This window comes from Microcoleus sp. F10-B2, assembly GCF_036704965.1.
Classification (GTDB): domain Bacteria; phylum Cyanobacteriota; class Cyanobacteriia; order Cyanobacteriales; family Microcoleaceae; genus Microcoleus.
The window spans coordinates 10,951-31,771 of sequence record NZ_JAUBTB010000058.1 but is presented as its reverse complement, the minus strand read 5'-3'; the positions used below and the strand labels follow the sequence as shown (position 1 = coordinate 31,771).

Here is a 20,821-nt window from a genome sequence, read left to right as displayed (position 1 = left end):
AGCCGCTGTGGGGCTTCCGGCTAATCAGCTAAAAATCTGAGAACACTGTAAACTTATTTAAAACTAAATAAGTATTCGGGAGTATAACTTACTTTGCTCCCTTGTCAACTCCCTCATCTTTATTAATTTATTCAGAATAGAGACCCTAATCATGCAAGAAATTCTTTATCTAGAAGTCCCGACACCGGATACAGCAGCCGTCTGCACTTGGTTGCAGCACGAATTCGATCCCGGAATCGGAGAAAAAATTATTACTCCTGACGGTTTTCGCCTGCTGTCAACCGCAACAGCAGCCGAGGTTGTGTTGTCTGGAACTCAAAATGCCAATCCAAAACCCGCCTTCGCTAACACCAATTCAGAAAACGACAATTCCCGATCGACAGAACTTTCCCTCTTTGTCTGGTCAGTACAACGCACAACTTATTTAAAAGTTTTTCGTCTAGAAGACGCGCCCGTTGGAGAAAGAAAGTTCCTGCAAGCTCTGAATCTTGCTGTGAGAAACAAGTTCCCCGATCGCTACCCGGAACCCCCTGTCATAGACCTCTCCAAACAGTCAATTTTTGACGCTCTTGCCCCCTATTACCCCCTGACCGTCAAATACTTCCAAAAAATGCCTGAAGGCGAATACGACCTCAAACGCGTCTACTGGTGGGAGCAGCGTTGGCGCGAAGGCACTCGCAATCCTCAAACGCCAAAACAAGTAGTGTTTGTGAAGGAAGAGGGAACAGGGAAGAAGGAAGAAGGAACAGGAAAGAAGGAACAGGGAAGAGGGAACAGGGAACAAGGCCAAATTTCGGTGTCTGGTTCTGGCGATACTTTTTATGACTTAATTTATATTGGCGGGGCCTTGGGAGTAATTCACGCCGCAGTCATGGCGAAATTGGGCTACCGGGTGCTGCTAGTTGAGCGAATGCCTTTCGGGCGGATGAATCGCGAGTGGAATATTTCGCGGGACGAAATTCAAAGCTTAATTGATTTAGGTTTATTTACTGCTGCTGAAATCGAAACTTTGATTGCCCGAGAATACAAAGATGGCTACAACAAGTTTTTTGATGCTAACAATCCGCCCGTTGCTAAAGCGCCTGTTCTGCACACGCCGAAGGTACTCAATCTAGCTTTGGACGGGGAGAAATTGCTGGGTTTAGCGGGAGTTAAGCTAACAGAAGCTGGCGGGGAAATCTGGGACGAAACTGAGTTTCTCAGAGCCGATGTTGAAGCAGAAAAAGTAGTAGTTCAGGGTCGCAACTTGCCGACAAAAGCCGATCGCACTGCATTAGGACGGCTGCTGGTGGATGCAATGGGTTCGGCTTCTCCCATCGCTTGGCAGTTGAACGGAGGGCGGACTTTTGACAGCGTTTGTCCGACCGTGGGGGCCGTAATCGACGGAGGATTTGAGCCTGCAGTATGGGATTGCGAGTACGGGGATGTGCTCTACAGTCACGGCGACATTTCCCGGGGCCGCCAGCTCATTTGGGAGTTATTTCCCGGCGCCGGCACAGAACTTACAGTTTATCTATTTCACTACCACCAAGTACATCCCGAGAATCCCGGTTCTTTGCTGGAAATGTACGAGGATTTTTTCGCAATTTTACCGGAATACCGCCGCTGCGATGTCGATAAATTGGTGTGGAAAAAACCGACTTTTGGTTATATTCCCGGGCATTTTAGCACCAACAGCAGCGATCGCTCCGTGGCGATCGATCGCCTAATCTCGATCGGCGACGCAGCATCCCTGCAATCTCCCCTCGTTTTCACCGGCTTCGGCTCCCTCGTCCGCAATCTTTTCCGCTTAACAGACCTTTTGGATACAGCATTAAAGCACAATTTGTTGACGGCAAATCACTTAAACCAAATTCGCGCCTACCAGAGCAATGTTTCAGTAACTTGGCTGTTTTCTAAAGGCATGATGGTTCCCACGGGTCTTAGTTTGCCACCCCAAAGAATTAATTCAATTCTCAATACCTTTTTTGGTATTTTGGCAGCACAAAAACTCGCAGTAGCCGAAACTTTTATCAAAGACAGAACCGACTGGCTAACTTTCAACCGACTGGCGATCGAAGCAGCCGGAAAAAACCCTTCTCTCCTCTTGTGGATTTTAGATTTTGTCACCTTGGGGGATATTTGGCGCTGGCTGGGAAGTTACTTGAATTTTACTCTGCTGGCTTTGGCCAGTTTGCTCTTCGGATGGCTTCCCAGCTTCGCCCGCAAGGTACAACCTTGGTTGGAACCCCGGTATCCTGCTGTTTGGCTGTGGCTGTTGGCTACCAGCTATGCTCTCACCTACGGCATGGGAAAGGGGAGAAAAGAGTGTTGAGTGTTGAGTCAAAACTCAACACTAGCAACTCTCATATCAAATCCGTTAGCATCGGAATAGTAAATTCGAGTTCACTGTTCACGGCGTCAACCGTCAACCCTCAACAGTCAACATCACCTGACGGTGTAACCGGAAATGATATCAGTTCGCTATCGAAAACTCGGCAATTCTATTTCAGCTAGCGATCGGCGTTTTTTAGAAGCCCGCAGCGGACTGGCAATCAAGGTCAGCCAGTCGGGTTGCGCGACTGCTGTAGGTGTTGCCACACTCGATCGCACTTCTTGAATACCAAAGGTTTCAACGGAGTTCAAAATTTGAAAAGCTCTGGCCAATTCTTGGGTGTCCAGTTTGGTAGCAGTTTCGGGTTCCGACTCAGCCACCGGCATTTCAGGTGCCGCAATCGGTTCTGCCGAGTCAGTTGCCGGCTCATCAGGCTGGTAAGTTTCGCTCTCCTGCAATTGAATGACGGATACTTGGGCTAATTTGTTGAGTTCCATATTGGCTGGGGATTCAGGCTCGATCGCCTCGGCAGCAGCCACTACCCCTGGATGCTCTTCGGGTTCCGACCAAGGTTGGACAGGGGAAGCGTTGAAGGCTGGCGGCAGCGGAACTTGAGAGCTTTTAACCGCCGCCAGCAATGATTCTAATTGCGCGCTGGCGGTATCGGGAGCATTGTCAGGCGGCTGGACAATCGGCGACTTCACCTGTGGCCTCTCCAAACTTCTTTCCAAGGCAGCTTTGAATTGCAGGGTGTGGCGCTGCTGGCGGTGCAAGCGGGCTCGCAATTCCCTGCAAATATTTTCTGTGGCTACTAACTGGTGTAACTGTTCGTTGTAGCGCTGGACAGTAGACGCACATTCTCGCTCAACAGTCGCTAGCCTGACTTGGCTGGTTGCCAACTGACTTCTTAAACTTTCGACTAAAATTTCTTGACTTTGGAGGGTTTGATGGGAAACTTCCACTTTCCCAAAAAGCCGCGTCAATTGTTCTTGAGTATTTTCGAGTTCTGCAGTCCGCTGTGCTAGCAAAGTTTCGCGATTCTGCAAGGTTTTTTGGGACTCTTCGAGAGCCGTTTCTAGCTGCGCGATGCGCTGCAAAAGGTCGCGGTTGCATTCGTGCAGCGCTTGCATGAGGGTGACTGGGGTCGATCCTTTGCCCTGACGCTGTTCGGCATTCCCAAGCATATTTTTTAGATTGTCTGAAATCGGGGGCGAGCCCGCCTCGGTCGGCTGTGTCTGAGATTGCGAATTTTTTGTTTCAGGTTGTGTGGGAATTGCATCTACGCCGATGGCGTTGGGAAAATCTACTGTTTGCCAGTCTTCTTCTGGCTGTTGGGGTACCGTTGCGGGAGTGTCTGTCGGATGGGGGGCGATCGGCTCAAAACCCCCAGCATCAGCAATATTTGACTGCAATGGTTCGGTATCGGATGGAACAGCAGGGTGCGGTTGGTGCTGATGGGCTCGAAGATCAGCTTCTGACATGGCTTTTTATCCCAATAGTCACAGGGTTTGTGATACAGTCTATCCTTAGAGATTCTACAGAAGGAAGCCCCTAAGTGATAGTTTTGGCCTTTTTCCGGTTTTTTCGGACAATAGCCTCTGAATCCATGCGCGCGGAACTACAACCCGAACTCAAATTCAGGCGTAAGATGCGCCTGTGAGTACCCTACAGACGTGAGTTTTTGGCCCGCGAGTCCTATCAAAATAATTTTTCCCGATCTCTAACGCACTGTTTCGGTATCTGGGCGATCGCCTAAGCTTTAACAACTGCACAGTGTTTGTCAATGATGGCTGGAACTTCTGCAGGTGCAATGCGGGTGTAGCGAGTTTTGTCCGGCATCACAACTATATTTGGGCCTGCTTTACACTGTTTGAGACATCCGGTTCCCTGTACTGTCACTTGGTCTTCTAAACCGCGCGCATTCAAAGCATTTTCTAAAGCTTTACAGACTCCTCCAGCGCCCCGCTTCAGGCAGTCGGATTTTTGACATACTAATATTTTGGTTTGGGTTTTTGCCCGAGCTTTTACAGTTTGAGCCGCTGCGGTTGAGGCGACTTGGGTTTTGCCGGTCGCGCGATCGTCGGATGTCAATATTCCAACAGGTACATTGGTGGAGTCGAGGTGTTCGTGCGAGCGATCGTCGTTGCCCTGAGCCAGCTTGAGGCTGCGAGCTTTAAGTTTTATTTTACCGTTTTTCAAGTTGAGTTCTTTCTCACCTGCAACTTGAACTTTCAACCCGGGCGTCAAAATAGGTGACAGAAATGACCGCAATTCCTTGCAAAGTTTAACAAGATATTCTACTCCGCGATCGCTGCTAATTCGCAAATATTTAAGTTTACAGCCATCTTCAATAATCAGGGCGAGGATTTCTCCCTCTAAACTGAATTCGGACACTTGCTTGCCAGATTTATACATTGTTATGACTCCTTTAATCCGTTACATCCGTTACATCTTCTACATTGCTCGTGGCCGAACTTCCTGCTACCTTTAGCCCCTTTGCCAGCAGTATTCCAGCCACTGCACCAGTTCGCCCCGAGGGGCACTGACTTGCCTCAACACGCTCTTTAACTGAGCAGCTTGTTTGACAGTGTTGACTTTTGCCCGCAAAGGTTGGTCAACCGCACACCAGCAGGGAATTTCTAGCTCTTGCAAGCGTTTGTAAACTTGCCACCTATCTAGCCAACTAACTTGCACAATGTCACAAACTTCTAATTCTGGATCTGCTGGATTCATTTTTTGACAACAGTAATAATTTGCATTAATTTTTACCCTGACTGATAGCGGGCAGAAGTTAAAAGCTGGATTTCTGAAGAACCTCAAGGATTATCAACAGCCCTTCCTAAAAAATTTTGCCTTTTACCCTCTGCCTTCTGCCTTCAGAAGGTTCGCCCCGCTTTCAGGAAGCGTTCAGAACGAGGATCTTTTTAAAGCATAACCCAACTGCTAATAATTCTCAATAGGTTTAGAAAAAAAAATTCCTACTCTATAAAATCTTCCACTATCGAGGCAGACGCTGCTTGACTGGTAAATTTACAGTGCTAGACTGACTCTATTGGCAACAAAACTGCCTATTGAGAGGAGAACACACATGGCTGAGACTCAGAGTGCATTGAGACCGTTTGGCCACATAGCCGACAACCCAGTTCTACTGGAACATTCAGTCACAGCACCGATTTGTGAAGGGATGAACGCGCTGCTGGCCAGTTTTCAGGCTTTATACCTGCAATATCAAAAACATCATTTTGTGGTGGAAGGGGCAGAATTTTACTCCTTGCACAAATTCTTTGAAGAAAGCTACGGAGAAGCTCAAGATAGCGTCCACGAGTTGGGCGAACGGTTAAACGGGTTGGGCGGCATACCAGCAGCGGGTTTTAGCAAGTTAGCCGAACTGTGCTGTTTCGAGCCGGAACCAGACGGCGTGTATTCTTGCCGCCAAATGCTAGAACACGATTTGACGGCGGAACAAGCTATTATAGGTTTGCTGCGCCGTCAAGCAGGACAAGCAGAAAGTTTGGGCGATCGAGCTACGCGCTACCTCTACGAAAAAATCCTGCTGAAAACCGAGGAACGGGCTTATCACATTTCCCACTTCCTCGCCCCCGATACCTTAGTGCAGTTGAACTTGAACTAACAATTCTTCTTCCTCTTCCTTCGCGCCCTTAGCGCCTTCGCGGTTCGTTATCTTAGATATAAAAAAAGCGAGCAGTTTTGTGACTGCCCGCTTTTTTATACAAAGTGCGTTTATCCGCAGGGGATTAAGGCGCTAAAGCATTCCCACGCAACAAGCTACCAATGGTTTTCGCCGTAATCTTCATCTGAATGAAAGGATTGGCCGGTACCACGGTTTTATACAAGTAGCTATCGAATGTGAGTTTCTGCACGTCGCGATCGGCACACATTTCCACAAAAGCTTCGCGAGTAGCGTCGGAACGGTAGAACACGCGCTGCAAAATGTCCAAAACTTTGTAAGTAATGCCGTAGGCTTTATCCCACCGCTTGAGGTAAATCTTAATTTCCTCTTCAGTCGGAATGCGCGCGCCTTTATTGGAAATCTCCACAATAGTTTCGGCGCACATCCGGCCAGACTTGGCGGCAAAATAGATACCTTCGCCGGAAGACTTGGTAACGTAACCTGCAGCATCGCCGACGAGAGCAACTCGGCCGACAACCCGGCGGGGACGCGGATGTTCCGGGATGGGGTGGGCTTCCACTTTAATAATCTCACCGCCCATCAGTTTTTTGGCAGCGCGGGCGCGGACGCCTGCTTGCAGCTTTTTGATGCTGGCTTGATGGACTTTCATCGTGCCGGTACCGACGGCTACGTGGTCGTATTTGGGGAACACCCAAGCGTAGAAGTCGGTAGATACGTCGTCGCCGACGTACATTTCGGCTAAGTCTTCGTAGTAAGCCATTTTATCTTCTGGCAGGCGGATGCGTTCTTGGAAGGCGATCGCATAATTGTAGTCGCCAGCGTCGATCGCCTTTGCTACGCGAGAGTTAGCGCCGTCAGCCCCGATTACCAAATCCACCTTCAGAGTTTTCTGAATTCCCATGGCGCTGCCGTCGGAGTGGTCGGCATAGTGGAGAGTATAGGGGTCTGTATTGTTGCCGGGAATTTCTAATTTGTGAACGGTGCCGTTAATCAGTTTTGCACCCAAAGAAGCAGCCCGATCGCGCATGAAGCCATCGAGCACTTCGCGGCGGCACATACCGATGTATTCATGTGCGTTTTCAATATTGATGTCCACCTCGACGTTGGAGGGGGAGATCATTTTCATTTTTCTGACTTGGCGGTCAATAATACTTTGCGGCAAGTCAAATTCGCTGACCATGCACAGGGGAATCGCCCCGCCACAGGGTTTCGCGTTGTCTAATTTACGCTCGAATAGGTATGTTTCGATGCCTGCTTTTACCAATGTTTCGGCGGCGGAAGAACCCGCAGGGCCTGAACCTACTACTGCAACCCTTAGTGTCAAAGCTTTTCTCTCCAGTTTTTTTCTATAGGCATTACTCAGGTGTGATGGTATCACGGAGTTTGGATGCGGTGGGGGTACGGGGGAGAGATTTCAATGAAATGAAACAGAGCTTAACAGTTCGATACGAAAATCGGGTTTCGGGCGATGGATGCGATCGAATATCTTAAATTTTTCAGTGTAGGTGAAGGTGGATGGACGGTGATGTGCGATCGAACATTTTGCACTATTTTCCAAGAACAGGCAAGATGCCTGTGAAGCGAAGAGTGAATTTTCTGCTTCTGGGGTGGGCACGCGAGCCCGCCCTTAACAGGCTTTCGGGCCTGTGAAGCGAAGATTGAATTTTCTGCTTGTGGGGTGGGCACGCGAGCCCGCCCTTAACAGGCTTTCGGGCCTGTTCACAACACAGGAATTGTCTGGTGGGGTGGGCACGCGAGCCCGTCCTTAACAGGCTTTCGGGCCTGTGAAGCGAAGATTGAATTTTCTGCTTGTGGGGTGGGCTTCTAGGTTAAACAGGCTTTCGGGCCTGTGAAGCGAAGATTGAATTTTCTGTTTGTGGGGTGGGCACGCGAGCCCGCCCGCAACAGGTTAGAACCAGTCAAATAAGTTACATTAAAGTTACTTGCAGTTATATCTCAAATTCCTATGCTCGGTAATTTTCAACAAAGCAACCTGCGGATCGAGCTTGAAGCTTCCGAAACAGCGATTAGAGACAGCTTGTTGCGTCCGAGTCAATTGCAGCAGTGGTTGTGGCCGCAGCAGTTGTCTAGCGGTTTGCCGGAAGAATTTGCTCAAGGTTTGACCTTTACGAGTTGGCTGGGCCCCGTGGCAGTTCAGCATCACGTTGATATTGCTGAGCACAATTGTCTGCGGCTATTATTGAGTCAGGGAATTGACGGATTTCACGAGTGGTATTGGGGCGACGGTTGGGTGCAGTCTCGGTTGGAGGGAGTGTCGCTGCTGCCGCTGAATTTGGGGCAAACCGCTAGTTTACTCCGGCTGCGGGAGTTTGTAGCCCGGAAGGGTAAGGGGAAGTAGATAAATGACTCTCCAAAATCACGAGTACAAAGTCTGGTACTCCTGCATAGCAACGAAAAATTCTCAACCCTTTTAGGGGTAAAGAAGCGTTGTAATGATGAATAAAATACCACAAGGCTCGCACAGGACTGGAGAGCTGTTTAGATTAGGAAAGACTCTTTCTTACAACAATAGCGAGATATCCTGTACATCAGAGAGTTCTTGCATCTTGCGATATCAGAAGTTTTGCCCGTATCTTTCCCGACAGATTTGTGTCGCTGGCGAGGCAAAACTTTTTTATATGGACCAAAAAATCTGTATTATAGACGGCACATTGTCTGTAAACTCCTGGGAGGGAATCCGACCAGCCTTTAGCACCAATTTCAACTCGACTTCCTATATATATAAACCCCTAGAACTTCTTTGGTTAATGCATCAAGTGGCCGCTCTTTCCACCGCTTGTTACCCTGATGCTCTACGAAAGACTACATTTCATCACGTTAGATAGTTAGCTTGCCTTTATTTTTTGACTTTACTTGAACTTTCCGGGGGACTGATGCTAATTGTTGAAAAAGACAGAGTATTGGAAACAGCGGGGGGACACCCTCGTGACTTTGACAATCGCGACTCAAGATATTTTTTCTAATCAAAGCCGATCTCTCAGTTTTTTTGTTTCTTCTGAAATCCTTTGATGTCTGGGGTTTTAAACAAACTGCCTGTGACAATATATAAATTTAAAGTTTTGTTTAGCGCTGGGGGTGGGAAAAATTTTAACGATGTTTGAAAAACCGCAAGGGGGACAATTTATGGAATTGAGAATTAACAAGGTTGAGATATGTAGCATGATAACTCCTTACCCTTACTCTGCCAGACCACCTGAAAGCCACTTCGCTGCCGAAAAACTAAGAGTGTGTTATAAAAACATAATTTGTTGCTTTCTAAAGCGCTATTCTCGACACAACGAATCCGGTGTGTTTTGACAGTGCGTTAATTTTTACCAGAAAAATAAATAATATGCTCTCCATTCCAGGCATTGCCGTCCAGAAGTTGCTTTACGAAAGTGCCAACTCTCTGGTGTACCGGGCGATTCGGGAAGCGGATCGCCAACCGCTCATCCTCAAACTGCTCAAAGAAAGCTACCCCACACCTCAAGAATTGCTGCGGTACCGTACCGAATACCGCATCACCCGAGAGCTGAAAGAGGCGGGAGTCGTGCGAGTCTATGACTTGCAAAAATACCAAAACAGCCTCGTGATTTTTGTGGAGGACTTTGGCGGGGAATCCTTGAAAATATGGATGCAGCAGCGAAAGTTTAGCCTCAAGGAGTTTCTGGAAATTGCGATCGCCACAACTGAAACATTAGGTAAAATTCACAGCGCCAATATTATTCACAAGGATATTAATCCTTCTAATATAGTATTTAATCCAGCCACCGGCCAGCTCAAAATTATCGACTTTGGCATTTCAACTCAGTTAAAAAGAGAAACGCCGACCCTGAAAAACCCCAACATTTTAGAAGGAACCTTAGCTTATATTTCACCCGAACAAACCGGCAGGATGAATCGCACTCTCGATTACCGCACAGATTTTTACTCTCTCGGCGTCACCTTCTACGAATTGCTGACAGGAAAACTACCTTTTGAGACAGAAGACGCTTTAGAGTTGGTGCACTGCCACATTGCCAGACAACCAATTCCTCCGCACGAATACGCTCCAGAAATTCCCCTGATTATCTCGAAAATAGTCAGTAAATTGATGGCTAAGAATGCCGAAAACCGCTATCAAACTGCCTTTGGCCTCCAGCACGATCTAGAAATGTGTCTGGTTCAATTACAAGAAACGCATAGCATAGAAGAATTTGACTTGGGAAAACGCGATTTTACAGACCGTTTTCTGATTCCCGAAAAGTTATACGGTAGAGAAACTGAAGTTGATTATCTGTTAGCAGCATTTGAAAGAGTCAGTACGGATAGTGCCGAAATGATGCTAGTAGCTGGCTTTTCTGGAATTGGTAAAACCGCCGTAGTGAACGAAGTCCACAAACCGATCGCCAGACAGCGCGGCTATTTTATTCAAGGTAAATACGACCAATTTGGGCGCAATATTCCTTTCAGTGCATTTGTGCAAGCATTTCGGGAATTGATGGGACAGTTGCTATCAGAAAGTGACGCTCAATTACAAACATGGAAGACCAATATTCTGACAGCAGTGGGTGATAGCGGGCAAGTGCTGATTGAGGTGATTCCTGAGTTAGAACGCATTATTGGCCCTCAAAGTCCTGCACTAGAACTGTCGGGGAGTGCGGCACAAAATCGGTTTAATTTGCTGATGCAAAAGTTTGTACAAGTATTTACTACTGCCGAACATCCCTTAGTGATTTTTTTGGACGATTTGCAGTGGGCAGATTCAGCATCGCTCAACTTGCTACAACTGTTAATGCAGGATACAGGGCATCTGTTAGTATTGGGTGCTTATCGGGATAATGAAGTCTCCCCCGTTCATCCGTTTATGTTGACGGTGGATGAGATTGTGAAGTCTGGGGCAGTGGTGAATACTATTACGCTGCAACCGTTGAGTTTAGCAGATATGAATCAGTTGGTAGCAGATACGCTGATTTGCGATTTATCCTTGGCCGAGCCCTTGACAGAACTGGTTTATCAAAAAACCAAAGGTAATCCCTTTTTCTCTACTCAATTCCTCAAGTCGTTGTATGAAGATGGTCACATTATATTTGCTCCCCCTGGGTCCCCCACCCACCTTTCATCCCCCCTTACCAAGGGGGGACAGAGGGGGGTACAAGGAGGGTGGCAGTGCAATATCGATCGAGTTAAATTTGCCGACGCCCCGGATGTGGTGGAGTTTATGGCGGCGCAATTGCAGAAGTTGCCTGCCCAAACTCAGGATGTTCTCAAACTTGCCGCGTGCATTGGGGCGCAGTTTGATTTAGAGACATTGGCAATAGTCAGCGAAGAATTACCAGAACCAACGGAATCAGCGCTGTGGAAAGCCTTGCAAGAAGGACTCATGTTAGTGATTTCAGAAGGCTATGATTTAATCCAAGCAGACGATCGATCTCCGAATCAGTCTGTTGCTAATCCCACTTATCGCTTCCTGCACGATCGCGTGCAGCAAGCGGCTTATTCATTGATTCCCGACGAGCAAAAAAAAGCCACTCATCTGAAAATAGGACAGTTACTGCTACAAAATTCTTCCGACATTGAAACAGAAGAAAAACTGTTTGATATTGTGGGGCATTTAAATCAAGGAATTGAGTTAATCGATCGATTAAGCGAACGAGAAGCCTTAGCCCAACTCAACTTAGAAGCTGGACGTAAAGCCAGAAGTTCTACCGCCTACGCGGCGGCAAATATTTATCTACAAACGGGAATCGAGCTACTGACACCTCAATGCTGGCAAACTCAATATCAACTGGCGCTAAATCTCTATGTTGCTGCTGCTGAAATTGCCTATTTGAATGGTGACTTTGATGGTATGGAACAGATGGCAGCACTGGTTTTGCAAGAAGCCCAAACAATTTTAGATCGAGTTAAAATTTACGAAATTAAAATTGCCGCTCAGACAGCCCAGAGCAAGGTGTTAGAAACGATCGCAGTAGCAAGAGAGGCGCTCTTACAATTGGGGATCGAACTCCCTGCCGAACCTGATGAAGCCAAGATTGGCCAAGCGCTACAAGCCCTTGCAGGCCTCCTCGGCGGCAGAAAGATTGAGGAATTGGTTGACCTACCTGTGATGACAAATCCACAGACTCAGGCAGCTATGCAACTGTCTGGTATGTTGTTTCCACCCATTTTCCAGGGAATGCCCGGTTTGCTGCCCTTGCTGAGCTCAACGATGGTGAGTTTATCTCTCCAGTTTGGGAATGCACCCGCATCGACGGTGGGTTATGCGATGCACGGGATGGTTTTCTGTGCCTTTTTCCAAGAGGTAGAAACGGGCTATGGCTTTGGGCAATTGGCACTTTCATTGCTCGATAGGTTCAATGTACGGGAATTCAAGTCTATAATTTTGCTGTTGTTTGGTGGTTGGATTCAGCATCGCCAAGAATCTCTTTTGGCAACGATACCGACGCTGAAAGAAGGCTATAGGTTGGGTATGGAAACAGGCGACTTTGTAGACGCTGGCTACAACATATATATTTGCTTTTATACTCATTTATTCGCTGGTGTAGAACTAGACACTTGGGAACCAGAAATAGCAAATTACAGGGCGGTAATGGCGCAGTTGAAACAATATTCTGCGCGGGTTTATTTGGATATGATTCAGCAGACGGTGCAAAACTTGAGGGAAACCCATACTCGGCCGGATTTGTTAATAGGCTCTGCCTACGATGAAACGGTGATGATTCCCAAGCACTATCAGGATAATGAATTTACGGCGATCGCCTGTGCCTGCATCTTCAAACTGCTGCTTGCTTACTGCTATGGCAATTACACGGCTGCCCTAGACCACATTTCCCAAGTCAAACAGTATTTGATGGGAGTATCTGGATCAACATTTGTTCCAATTTTTCATTTTTATGCAGCCCTGACGCACCTGGCACTTTTTCCCGCACACCCAGCAATTGAGCAAAATGAAATTATTGCCTTAGTGGAAACTCATCAAAGCACGCTGCAACAGTGGGCGCAAAATGCTCCGATGAATTATCTGCATAAATGGTATTTAGTGGAAGCAGAACGGCAACGGGTGTTGGGCAATAAAGCCGAGGCTATTGAAATGTACGATCGCGCCATTTCAGGAGCCCAAGAAAACGAATATGTTAATGACGAAGCGCTGGCAAACGAACTAGCAGCCAAATTCTACTCGGAATGGGGCAAAACAAAAGTTGCTCAAGCCTACATATTTGATGCGTATTATTGTTATGTTGAATGGGGAGCTACTGCTAAGGTAACGGATTTAGAAACGCGATATCCTCACTTATTGGCGGTAACTCAACCGGGAAGGAACAACACCCAAACTACCGTAGCAATGACAACGACTGGTTCGGGGAATCACCTAGATATCGCCGCAGTCATGAAGGCTTCTCAGGCGATTTCTGGAGAAATTATGCTAGATAAGCTACTGTCTAGCTTGATGAAAATTTTGATGGAAAATGCCGGGGCGCAACGAGGCTATCTGATTTTGTTAAGCCAGGGACAACTGTTCATTGAAGCTGAAGGGAAAATCGATGACGAACTCGTCACCGTGTTGCAGTCAATCCCCGTTGAAACCTGTCAAGAACTTGCTGTCGCAATTGTCAATTATGTGAGCCGCACTCAAGAAAGCGTGGTACTAGATGATGCTGCCAGAGCGGGACAATTTACCAACGACGCCCACATCCGAAAGCATCAACCCAAATCAATTTTATGTGTGCCGCTGATTAACCAATCTCAAATCATTAGTATTGTTTACCTAGAAAATAATTTGACAGCGGGAGCTTTTACCCCTGAAAGAGTAGAAATATTAAAAGTTTTATCTGGACAAGCGGCTATCTCTATTCAAAATTCTAAGCTTTATACAGAAGTACGCAAAAATGAAAGCAGGCTGGCTCAACTCAACAAAGCTTACGAGCGATTTATTCCCCATCAATTCCTCCAGTTTTTAGAGAAATCAAGCATCATTGATGTCGAATTGGGCGACCAAGTGCAGTTAGAAATGTCGGTGTTGTTTTCCGACATTCGCGACTTCACCACGCTTTCGGAAACTATGACGCCGGAGGATAATTTCAAATTTATCAATTCTTATCTCAGTCGCATGGAACCTGTCATTAATGAAAATAAGGGGTTTATCGACAAATATATTGGCGATGCGATTATGGCGCTATTTAGCGGCGAGGCGGATAATGCGGTGAAAGCGGGAATTGCTATGCTGCACCGTCTCGCTGAATACAATGAATACTGCGCTAACGCTGGCTGTGCGCCGATTCAGATTGGGATTGGGATTAATACGGGTTCTTTGATGCTGGGAACTGTGGGCGGACCAAATCGCATGGACGGGACAGTAATTAGTGATGCCGTTAATTTAGCTTCTCGCGTAGAAAGTTTGACGAAAAATTATGGGGTGGCGCTATTAATTACCCAGCCAACTTATACGCGCCTGAAAAATCCATCCCAGTACGCAATCCGCACTCTAGACACGGTAAAAGTCAAGGGAAAATCCGAAGCTGTGACGATTTATGAGGTGTTTGATGCAGATCCGCCAGAAATTAAACAGGCCAAGTTAGTTACGCTGGAATTGTTTGCAGAAGCTAGGGCACTTTACTCGGAAGGGAAGTTATTTGAAGCGGCGCGGCTGTTTTCCGAGTGTTGGCGTCAGAATCCGGGCGATCGCGTCGCTAAAATTTACTGGGAACGCTGTCAGTCTGCATTGGTGACTCGCACAAAAATCAAAGACAGGCTACACAATTTACATTAAGCGGTTGCTATACCTGAAAATCACAGCAAAAGTACGATCGACTGCTGAGACACCCTACAAACTAGGCGATCGAAATCGGGTAGCTATGTTGTTGCGCTTTAGCGCTAAAGCGCAACAACATACGAAGTCTAAAAAGTTACTGCTTGAACTATACTGCTGGCAGTCACTCCTTTCAAGACAGCTAAATATTCCCCTGTTACCTGATACTGAATTATAGTATCGCTAACAAAAGCGCCTGTTCCTTGAAAAATATTTAACTGACTAAAAGCAAGGGGACTAATTAAATCAATTTTGTCTTGATTTAGGGTAAAATCAGCAATCACATCAGCAGCAGAAGCGTCTGTTCCACCAGTATCGATCGCGATCGCAAACACATCAAAACCCAATCCGCCTGTGAGAGTGTCGGCCCCCATTTCTCCAAATAAGTAGTCATTGCCCCCGTCGCCAAACAATATATCGTCGCCATCGCCTCCGTAAATGCGATCGTTTTCCTTACCTCCATAAATCAAGTCAGTACCACTGTCAGCCCGAATAAATTCAATGCCTTGGCCGCCAAAAATAATGTCATTGCCATCACCGCCCCTGATGCCGTCATCACCTTTTTGTCCGTAAAGCAAGTCATCTCCTGCTTTGCCATCAAGATAGTCATTGCCGGGGCGTGCGTGGATAATATCATTCAATGCCGATCCTGTGAGGCGATCGTCAGAGTCTGTCAAACCGATTACTGACTTTTGGGACAGGGTTTTGACATCGCCTAAGTTATCGTTATCGCTGATATTGACTGTGAGAGGGGCGACCAGGTTATTATACAATGTGTCAGTGCTGCTGGTGGCGTGGCTAATGGGGCTGACGCGATCGCCCTCAACAAGGGCATCGTCAACCGCAGTCACCGTTACCGTTTGAGCGACATTCCAATTGGCGGGAGTAAAAGTAAGGACAGGTAGGCTGACAGTAACTTGAGTTTCAGGGGTAATGGCGACGGTGACATTAGCAGTTGGCTGAGTATTTAGTCGCACTTTGTATATATCGCTGCCCAAGCTTTCGAGTACGTCGGTACTGCCAAGTGGTTCCAGGAAAATGACAGCGGGAGTACCTAGAGTCGGCGTGGGAGTCGGTATTGGAGTCGGAGTCGGAGTCGGAGTCGGTATTGGAGTCGGAGTCGGAGTCGGAGTCGGTATTGGAGTCGGTATTGGAGTCGGAGTCGGAGTCGGAGTCGGCGTGGGAGTCGGAGTCGGCGTGGGAGTCGGAGTTGGCGTGGCAATGTTAACAGTAAAACTGCCTAAATTGCTAGCTACAACTTGATTGCCAAAAGTATCTTTTACTTGCGATGCTTGCAAATTAACAGCGTAACTGCCATTATCTGTATCATCCCAACTTCCCCCAGGCGGAGTTAGAGAATAAGTTGCCGTGCGAGGGGTGCCATTACTATTAGTATCGACTCTGACAAATGTAGCGGGAATTGCACCGCCTGACCAGTTTATTACCAGGTCAGAATTATCTAAACTGCTAACATCTACTCCACTGCTATCTGTGAAAGTAACTGTCAATGCCTGACTTGTGCCGCCCGCTATAGTAATGTTAGAAATTGCACCCAAGCTAGCAGTAGGTGCGGTAATATCAGCAGTACGAATTAGTTGAGTGGCAGCAGTATTGTTATTGCTGGCAGTATCCTTCGCTTTAGCCTCCGGTACATCTACTGTGACGGGGCCATCAGCATTCGGTGTGACATCAAAGGTATAGGTTTTGGCATCAACTGTGACAAAGTTACTGACATTCGCATTGGCGACAGTGATATCAGTATTATCAAACCCGGTGACATTTTCGCTGAATGTTGCTGTGACTAAAAATGGTGCATTTATGGTTGTCGGTGATGCGGATGTTAAGGCAACTGTTGGCGGTGTAATATCAGCAGTGCGAACCAGTTGAGTGGCAGCGGTATTGTTATTATTGGCAGTATCGGTAGCTGTGGCGGCAAGTACATCTACTGTGACGGGGCCATCAGCATTCGGTGTGACATCAAAGGTGTAGGTTTTGGCATCAACTGTGACAAAGTTACCGACATTCGCATTGGCTACGGTGATATCAGTATTATCAAACCCGGTGACATTTTCACTAAAGGTAGCAGTTACGCTAAATAAACCATTTACTGTTGTTGCTGATGGGGATGTTAAGACAACAGTTGGTGCAACGCCATCAATAATTATGGCTTTGCTACCGCCGAGGGAGTTGGCTGAGGCTAAAGCGGGGAGGGTTAAGACGGCATCCGCAGTCAAACTATCTTTGATGGTGCCGCCGTTGAGGGTGAGGGCACTTGTGGAGAGGTATTCTAAGTCGAGGGAAGTGTCTCCGGCTTGGACTACATAGTTGAAAGTGAGGGCGGTACCGCCGCTACCACTGGCATAAGTGGCAAATTGGTCAGTTGTGCCAGTTTCTAGTTGCAGTCGGGGTGTGCCGATGACGGTGACAGCAGCATCGAAGGTGACGGTGATATTGATGGTGGAACCTACACCGTAGCTACCGTCTGCAGTGGTGGCAGTGACTGCAGTAACTTTGGGGCTGCTGGTGTTGAGCAGGATGGAGGCGGTGTCGTTTTGGTTCGCCGTTGCTAAGTCAGGTTTGCCGTCGCCGTTGATGTCGCCAATGCTGACGGAGAGGGGGCCAGTGCCAGTAAGGAAGTCTACTTTGGGGGCGAAAGTGGCAGTCGTGGCTCCCGTGGCGGTGGTGTTGAGCAAGATGGAGGCGTTGTCGTCATTGCGGTTCGCCACAGCTAAGTCAGGTTTGCCATCACCGTTGATGTCGCCGATGCTGACAGAGTAGGAGCCACTGCCAGTAGTGAAGTCAACTTTTGGCTCGAAGGTGGGGGTGGCGGCTCCGGTGAGGGTGGTGTTCAACAGGATGGAGGCGCTGCTGCCGCTGAAGTTCGCCGTTGCTAAGTCAGGTTTGCCGTCGCCGTTGATATCGCCAATGCTGACGGATTGGGGGTTGCTACCAGTAACAAAGTCAACTGTCGGGTTGAAGGAGGGGGTGGCGGCTCCGGTGGCAGTGGTGTTCAGCAGGATGGAGGTACTGCTACCGAAGCCGATGTTCGCCGTTGCTAAGTCAGGTTTGCCGTCGCCGTTGATGTCGCCGATGCTGACGGATTGGGGGTTAGTGCCACCAGTGGCGAAGTCAGCTTTGGTGGCGAAGGTGGGGGTGGTGGCTCCGGTGGCGGTGGTGTTGAGCAGGATGGAGGCGGTGTTGCTGTCAAAATTCGCCGTTGCTAAGTCAGGTTTGCCGTCGCCGTTGATGTCGCCTATGCTGATGGATAGGGGTTTAACGCCAGTAGCGAAGCCGACTTTGGGGGAGAAAGTGGGAGTGGTGGCTCCAGTGGCAGTGGTGTTGAGCAGGATGGAGACGCCGTTGCTGCCGGAGCTCGCCACAGCTAAGTCAAGTTTGCCGTCGCCGTTGATGTCGCCGATGCTGACGGATTGGGGCCAAAGATCAGTAGCGAAGTCAAATTTGGTGGTGAAGGTGGGAGTGCCGGCTCCGGTGGCGGTGGTGTTTATCAGGATGGAGGCGGTGCTGAAGGTGTAGTTGGCCGTTGCTAAGTCAGGTTTGCCGTCGCCGTTGATGTCGCCGATGCTGACGGATCTGGGGCTAGCGCCAGTTGCGAAGTCAACTTTCGGGGCGAAGCCTAGTAGACCGCTGTAGGTTTTCAGGGCATTGGCGTTAAATGGTATTGGTGTTTCAATGAGGCCTGTTTGTACTTCCAGTTCCCAGTCTCCCCCCAGTGCGGCATTGCCGGTGGCGTTGGCGGAGGCTGCGATGTCGGCACCAGTTAATTCACTCAGGCGTTGGAGTAATTGGTTAGGTTTTGTCGGTTTAACACCAGTCCCGCCGGGGGTTAAAACCCCCGTCCGATCGCGAAAGTCCTCGATCGAGGACTGAATAAATGAATTGTCTTCAGTCGGTTTCAACCGACTTAAGCTATGAGACAGGGGTTTTAACCCCTGGCGGATGTGGGGAATGTGGGGGATGTCGGGGCTGTCAATTTTCACCGATACATCGGCGGCGACATTACACCCATAAAGGAGAATATCTGCACCATTTGTTAATGCTTTGCGCCACTGTTTGAGTTGAGGGGCGAAACTTTCTATGTTGCTGCTCTTGAGTATATTTGCACCGAGTTGTACTGCACCTGGACTGCCATGAGAGATGATGTGAATTGCTTCTATATTTTGTTCAATTGCTAGCCTTTCGGTGATTTGCTCAATGCCATCGAGCGTTTCATCTAGGATAATTACTTCAGCATTTGGGGAAACACCGCTAATTAAACTATGGTAATCTTCAACATTTGAGTCAATAAAAACTAGATTTGAAACATTTTTTTGCTGTAGCATTATGCAACCTCTTTACTTTTTAAGCTTTATAGGTTTCACTCAAATAGAACTTAGGCACTCACTAGCCTCGGATTGCGAGCTACGCTAAAGTCCTTACGATTGCTTTGTTACTCGCAATGACATTACCAAGGACTTCCAATCATCGTAAAGCCCGACCAATAATAAGGATGGGAGAGATTTTCATTAGTCAGTTTAGCTAATTCTGGCGGCAATTTTAACTCCTTATTTGAGTTTGACAAAATTAAACGACCATTTTCAATGCGAACTTGACCTTCGATCATAGCAATTTGAGCCTGCCGCAAAGCTTCAGCTTTAATCGGCGCGACTTTTAACTGATCGTAAAATTCAGCCATTAACCCTAAAGTACCTTCATCGCTGACGTTCCAAAGACTCGCCAAAACTGACTTCACCCCCGCTTGCACAGCTAACCCTGCAAAACCTAATTCGGTGTCATCATCACCCACAGCAGTTTTACAAGCGCTCAACACCAATAGTTCAACTTTAGGCGGCTGATTCCACCCTAGTTGGCGCACGCGATCGAGTGTTAGCCTGCTATCTGATAACTGAATATAAGAATTGCTCGGTGCTCCTGGCTGAAAGTATCCGTGAGTGGCGAGGTGAATAATCCCATAGGGTCTGTCTTTGCGCTGTGACCTAAGATTGTTGAGAGTAAAGGTTTGGTTGAGGAAGGATTCGCCTTTCCATTCGGAGGCAATAGCGTTAAGTTCTGCGGGCACTGCTAGCAAGGGTGGGTTATTAGTAAATTGTGAGGCTCCCATTGCTAAAACTTCAGCATTTTTAACACTTGCATAGCTAGTATCGGTTAAGTTGACGCTGGGAATGAGTCCGATGCTGTATTTTTCTACTAGAAATTGAGAACCGTCATGGAGGGCGGCTAAGGGGAGCAATCGCAACCCCGCATCCATACTAAAAACTAGCGTATCGATGCCCTGAGCTTTCAAATCAGCTTCCAAGGGAGCAATTATCCACTGGTAAAGTTGTTGGGATGCTGGCAAATAGCTCTCAGTATTGATGTTTCTGGGATTAAGGAGTTCAGACCTGAAGCTGGCGGCGACTTGCATCAAAGTTTCGCGCCTGGCGGCGGGGATGGCTTTATGAATTGGGATGCCGCTAGGGGGGACGACGATCAGGTCTAATTGTTCAGGGCGGGAGAAGGCGTAGATAATAGCTGGTTTTTTACCAGTTTGGCTGGCGATGATTCTAGTTCTTTGCTGTATGGCCGTAAAAGATTCCAAATCACGGGTGATTTGCTGGTTAATGTATGATCCCACTTGTTCACTGTAGAAGATATCGATAAAGAAAATGGCTTGTGGGATATCGCCTCTATCGATTAGCCGTGTGATATCGCTGGGGCTAACTATATTTAGAGGCGATGCCGTTTGGACAACTTCGCTTTCCCAATCGGATCTGTAGTTAAAAAGAGATTCAATTCTATTAATGTTATTCAGGTTGTCAGATTGGGCGATCGCATTGGTAATTGAGATATCCGGTAATGTCGTTTGTTCTGATATTGGAGATGGCGCTGGTTCCGGTGTTGGAGATGGCGCTGGTGGTGGTGTTGGTTGTGGGGTTGGTTGTGGGGTTGGTTGTGGGGTTGGTGGTGGTGTTGGAGATGGTGTCGGTGCCGGCGTTGGTGGTGGTGTTGGAGATGGTGTCGGTGCCGGCGTTGGTGGTGGTGTTGGAGATGGTGTCGGTGCCGGCGTTGG

The 20,821-nt window shown here is 47.8% G+C and carries 10 protein-coding genes; 4 read left to right on the top strand and 6 right to left on the bottom strand.

All coding sequences use genetic code 11. From position 1 onward, the window contains the following. The first annotated feature begins 151 nt into the window (after positions 1-151). Positions 152-2,314, top strand: coding sequence for a flavin-dependent dehydrogenase (locus QUA99_RS21450; protein ID WP_333240993.1), 2,163 nt, complete (start codon positions 152-154; stop codon positions 2,312-2,314). A gap of 149 nt (positions 2,315-2,463) precedes the next feature. Here QUA99_RS21450 and QUA99_RS21445 read toward each other — a convergent pair whose 3' ends face one another. From QUA99_RS21445 to QUA99_RS21435, 3 genes are all read right to left on the bottom strand, one after another. Continuing rightward, positions 2,464-3,795, bottom strand: a complete 1,332-nt coding sequence (locus tag QUA99_RS21445) for a hypothetical protein (protein WP_333240995.1) — start codon at positions 3,793-3,795, stop codon at positions 2,464-2,466. 271 nt (positions 3,796-4,066) lie between these two features. Beyond that, positions 4,067-4,729, bottom strand: coding sequence for a (2Fe-2S) ferredoxin domain-containing protein (locus QUA99_RS21440; protein ID WP_333240997.1), 663 nt, complete (start codon positions 4,727-4,729; stop codon positions 4,067-4,069). A 72-nt stretch (positions 4,730-4,801) separates the two neighbouring features. Beyond that, positions 4,802-5,047 carry an Asr1405/Asl0597 family protein gene (locus QUA99_RS21435; RefSeq protein WP_333240999.1) on the bottom strand — a complete coding sequence of 82 codons (246 nt, stop codon included), beginning with the start codon at positions 5,045-5,047 and terminating at the stop codon, positions 4,802-4,804. Between the two features lie 355 nt (positions 5,048-5,402). Between QUA99_RS21435 and QUA99_RS21430 the strand changes: the two genes are divergently transcribed. After that, positions 5,403-5,945, top strand: a complete 543-nt coding sequence (locus tag QUA99_RS21430; RefSeq protein WP_333241000.1) for a Dps family protein — start codon at positions 5,403-5,405, stop codon at positions 5,943-5,945. Between the two features lie 124 nt (positions 5,946-6,069). Here the strand turns inward: QUA99_RS21430 and chlP are convergent, their stop codons facing one another. Then, positions 6,070-7,290 (bottom strand): geranylgeranyl reductase, encoded by a 1,221-nt coding sequence (gene chlP / locus QUA99_RS21425; protein ID WP_333241002.1) that lies wholly within the window; start codon positions 7,288-7,290, stop codon positions 6,070-6,072. 642 nt (positions 7,291-7,932) lie between these two features. Here chlP and QUA99_RS21420 point away from each other — a divergent pair. Further along, on the top strand, positions 7,933-8,325 hold the full coding sequence (locus QUA99_RS21420; RefSeq protein ID WP_333063735.1) for a hypothetical protein: 393 nt from the start codon (positions 7,933-7,935) through the stop codon (positions 8,323-8,325). Between the two features lie 993 nt (positions 8,326-9,318). Continuing rightward, a complete protein-coding gene (locus QUA99_RS21415) occupies positions 9,319-14,715 on the top strand; it encodes an AAA family ATPase (protein ID WP_333241004.1) in 5,397 nt (1,798 codons plus the stop codon). A 128-nt stretch (positions 14,716-14,843) separates the two neighbouring features. On the opposite strand, the gene QUA99_RS21410 is transcribed toward QUA99_RS21415, so the two are convergent. Then, positions 14,844-19,094 carry a DUF4347 domain-containing protein gene (locus tag QUA99_RS21410; protein ID WP_333241006.1) on the bottom strand — a complete coding sequence of 1,417 codons (4,251 nt, stop codon included), beginning with the start codon at positions 19,092-19,094 and terminating at the stop codon, positions 14,844-14,846. Positions 19,095-19,216: 122 nt separating this feature from the next. Beyond that, positions 19,217-20,821 (bottom strand): CHAT domain-containing protein (locus QUA99_RS21405; RefSeq protein ID WP_333241008.1); only part of this gene is annotated, 1,605 nt, incomplete at its 5' end.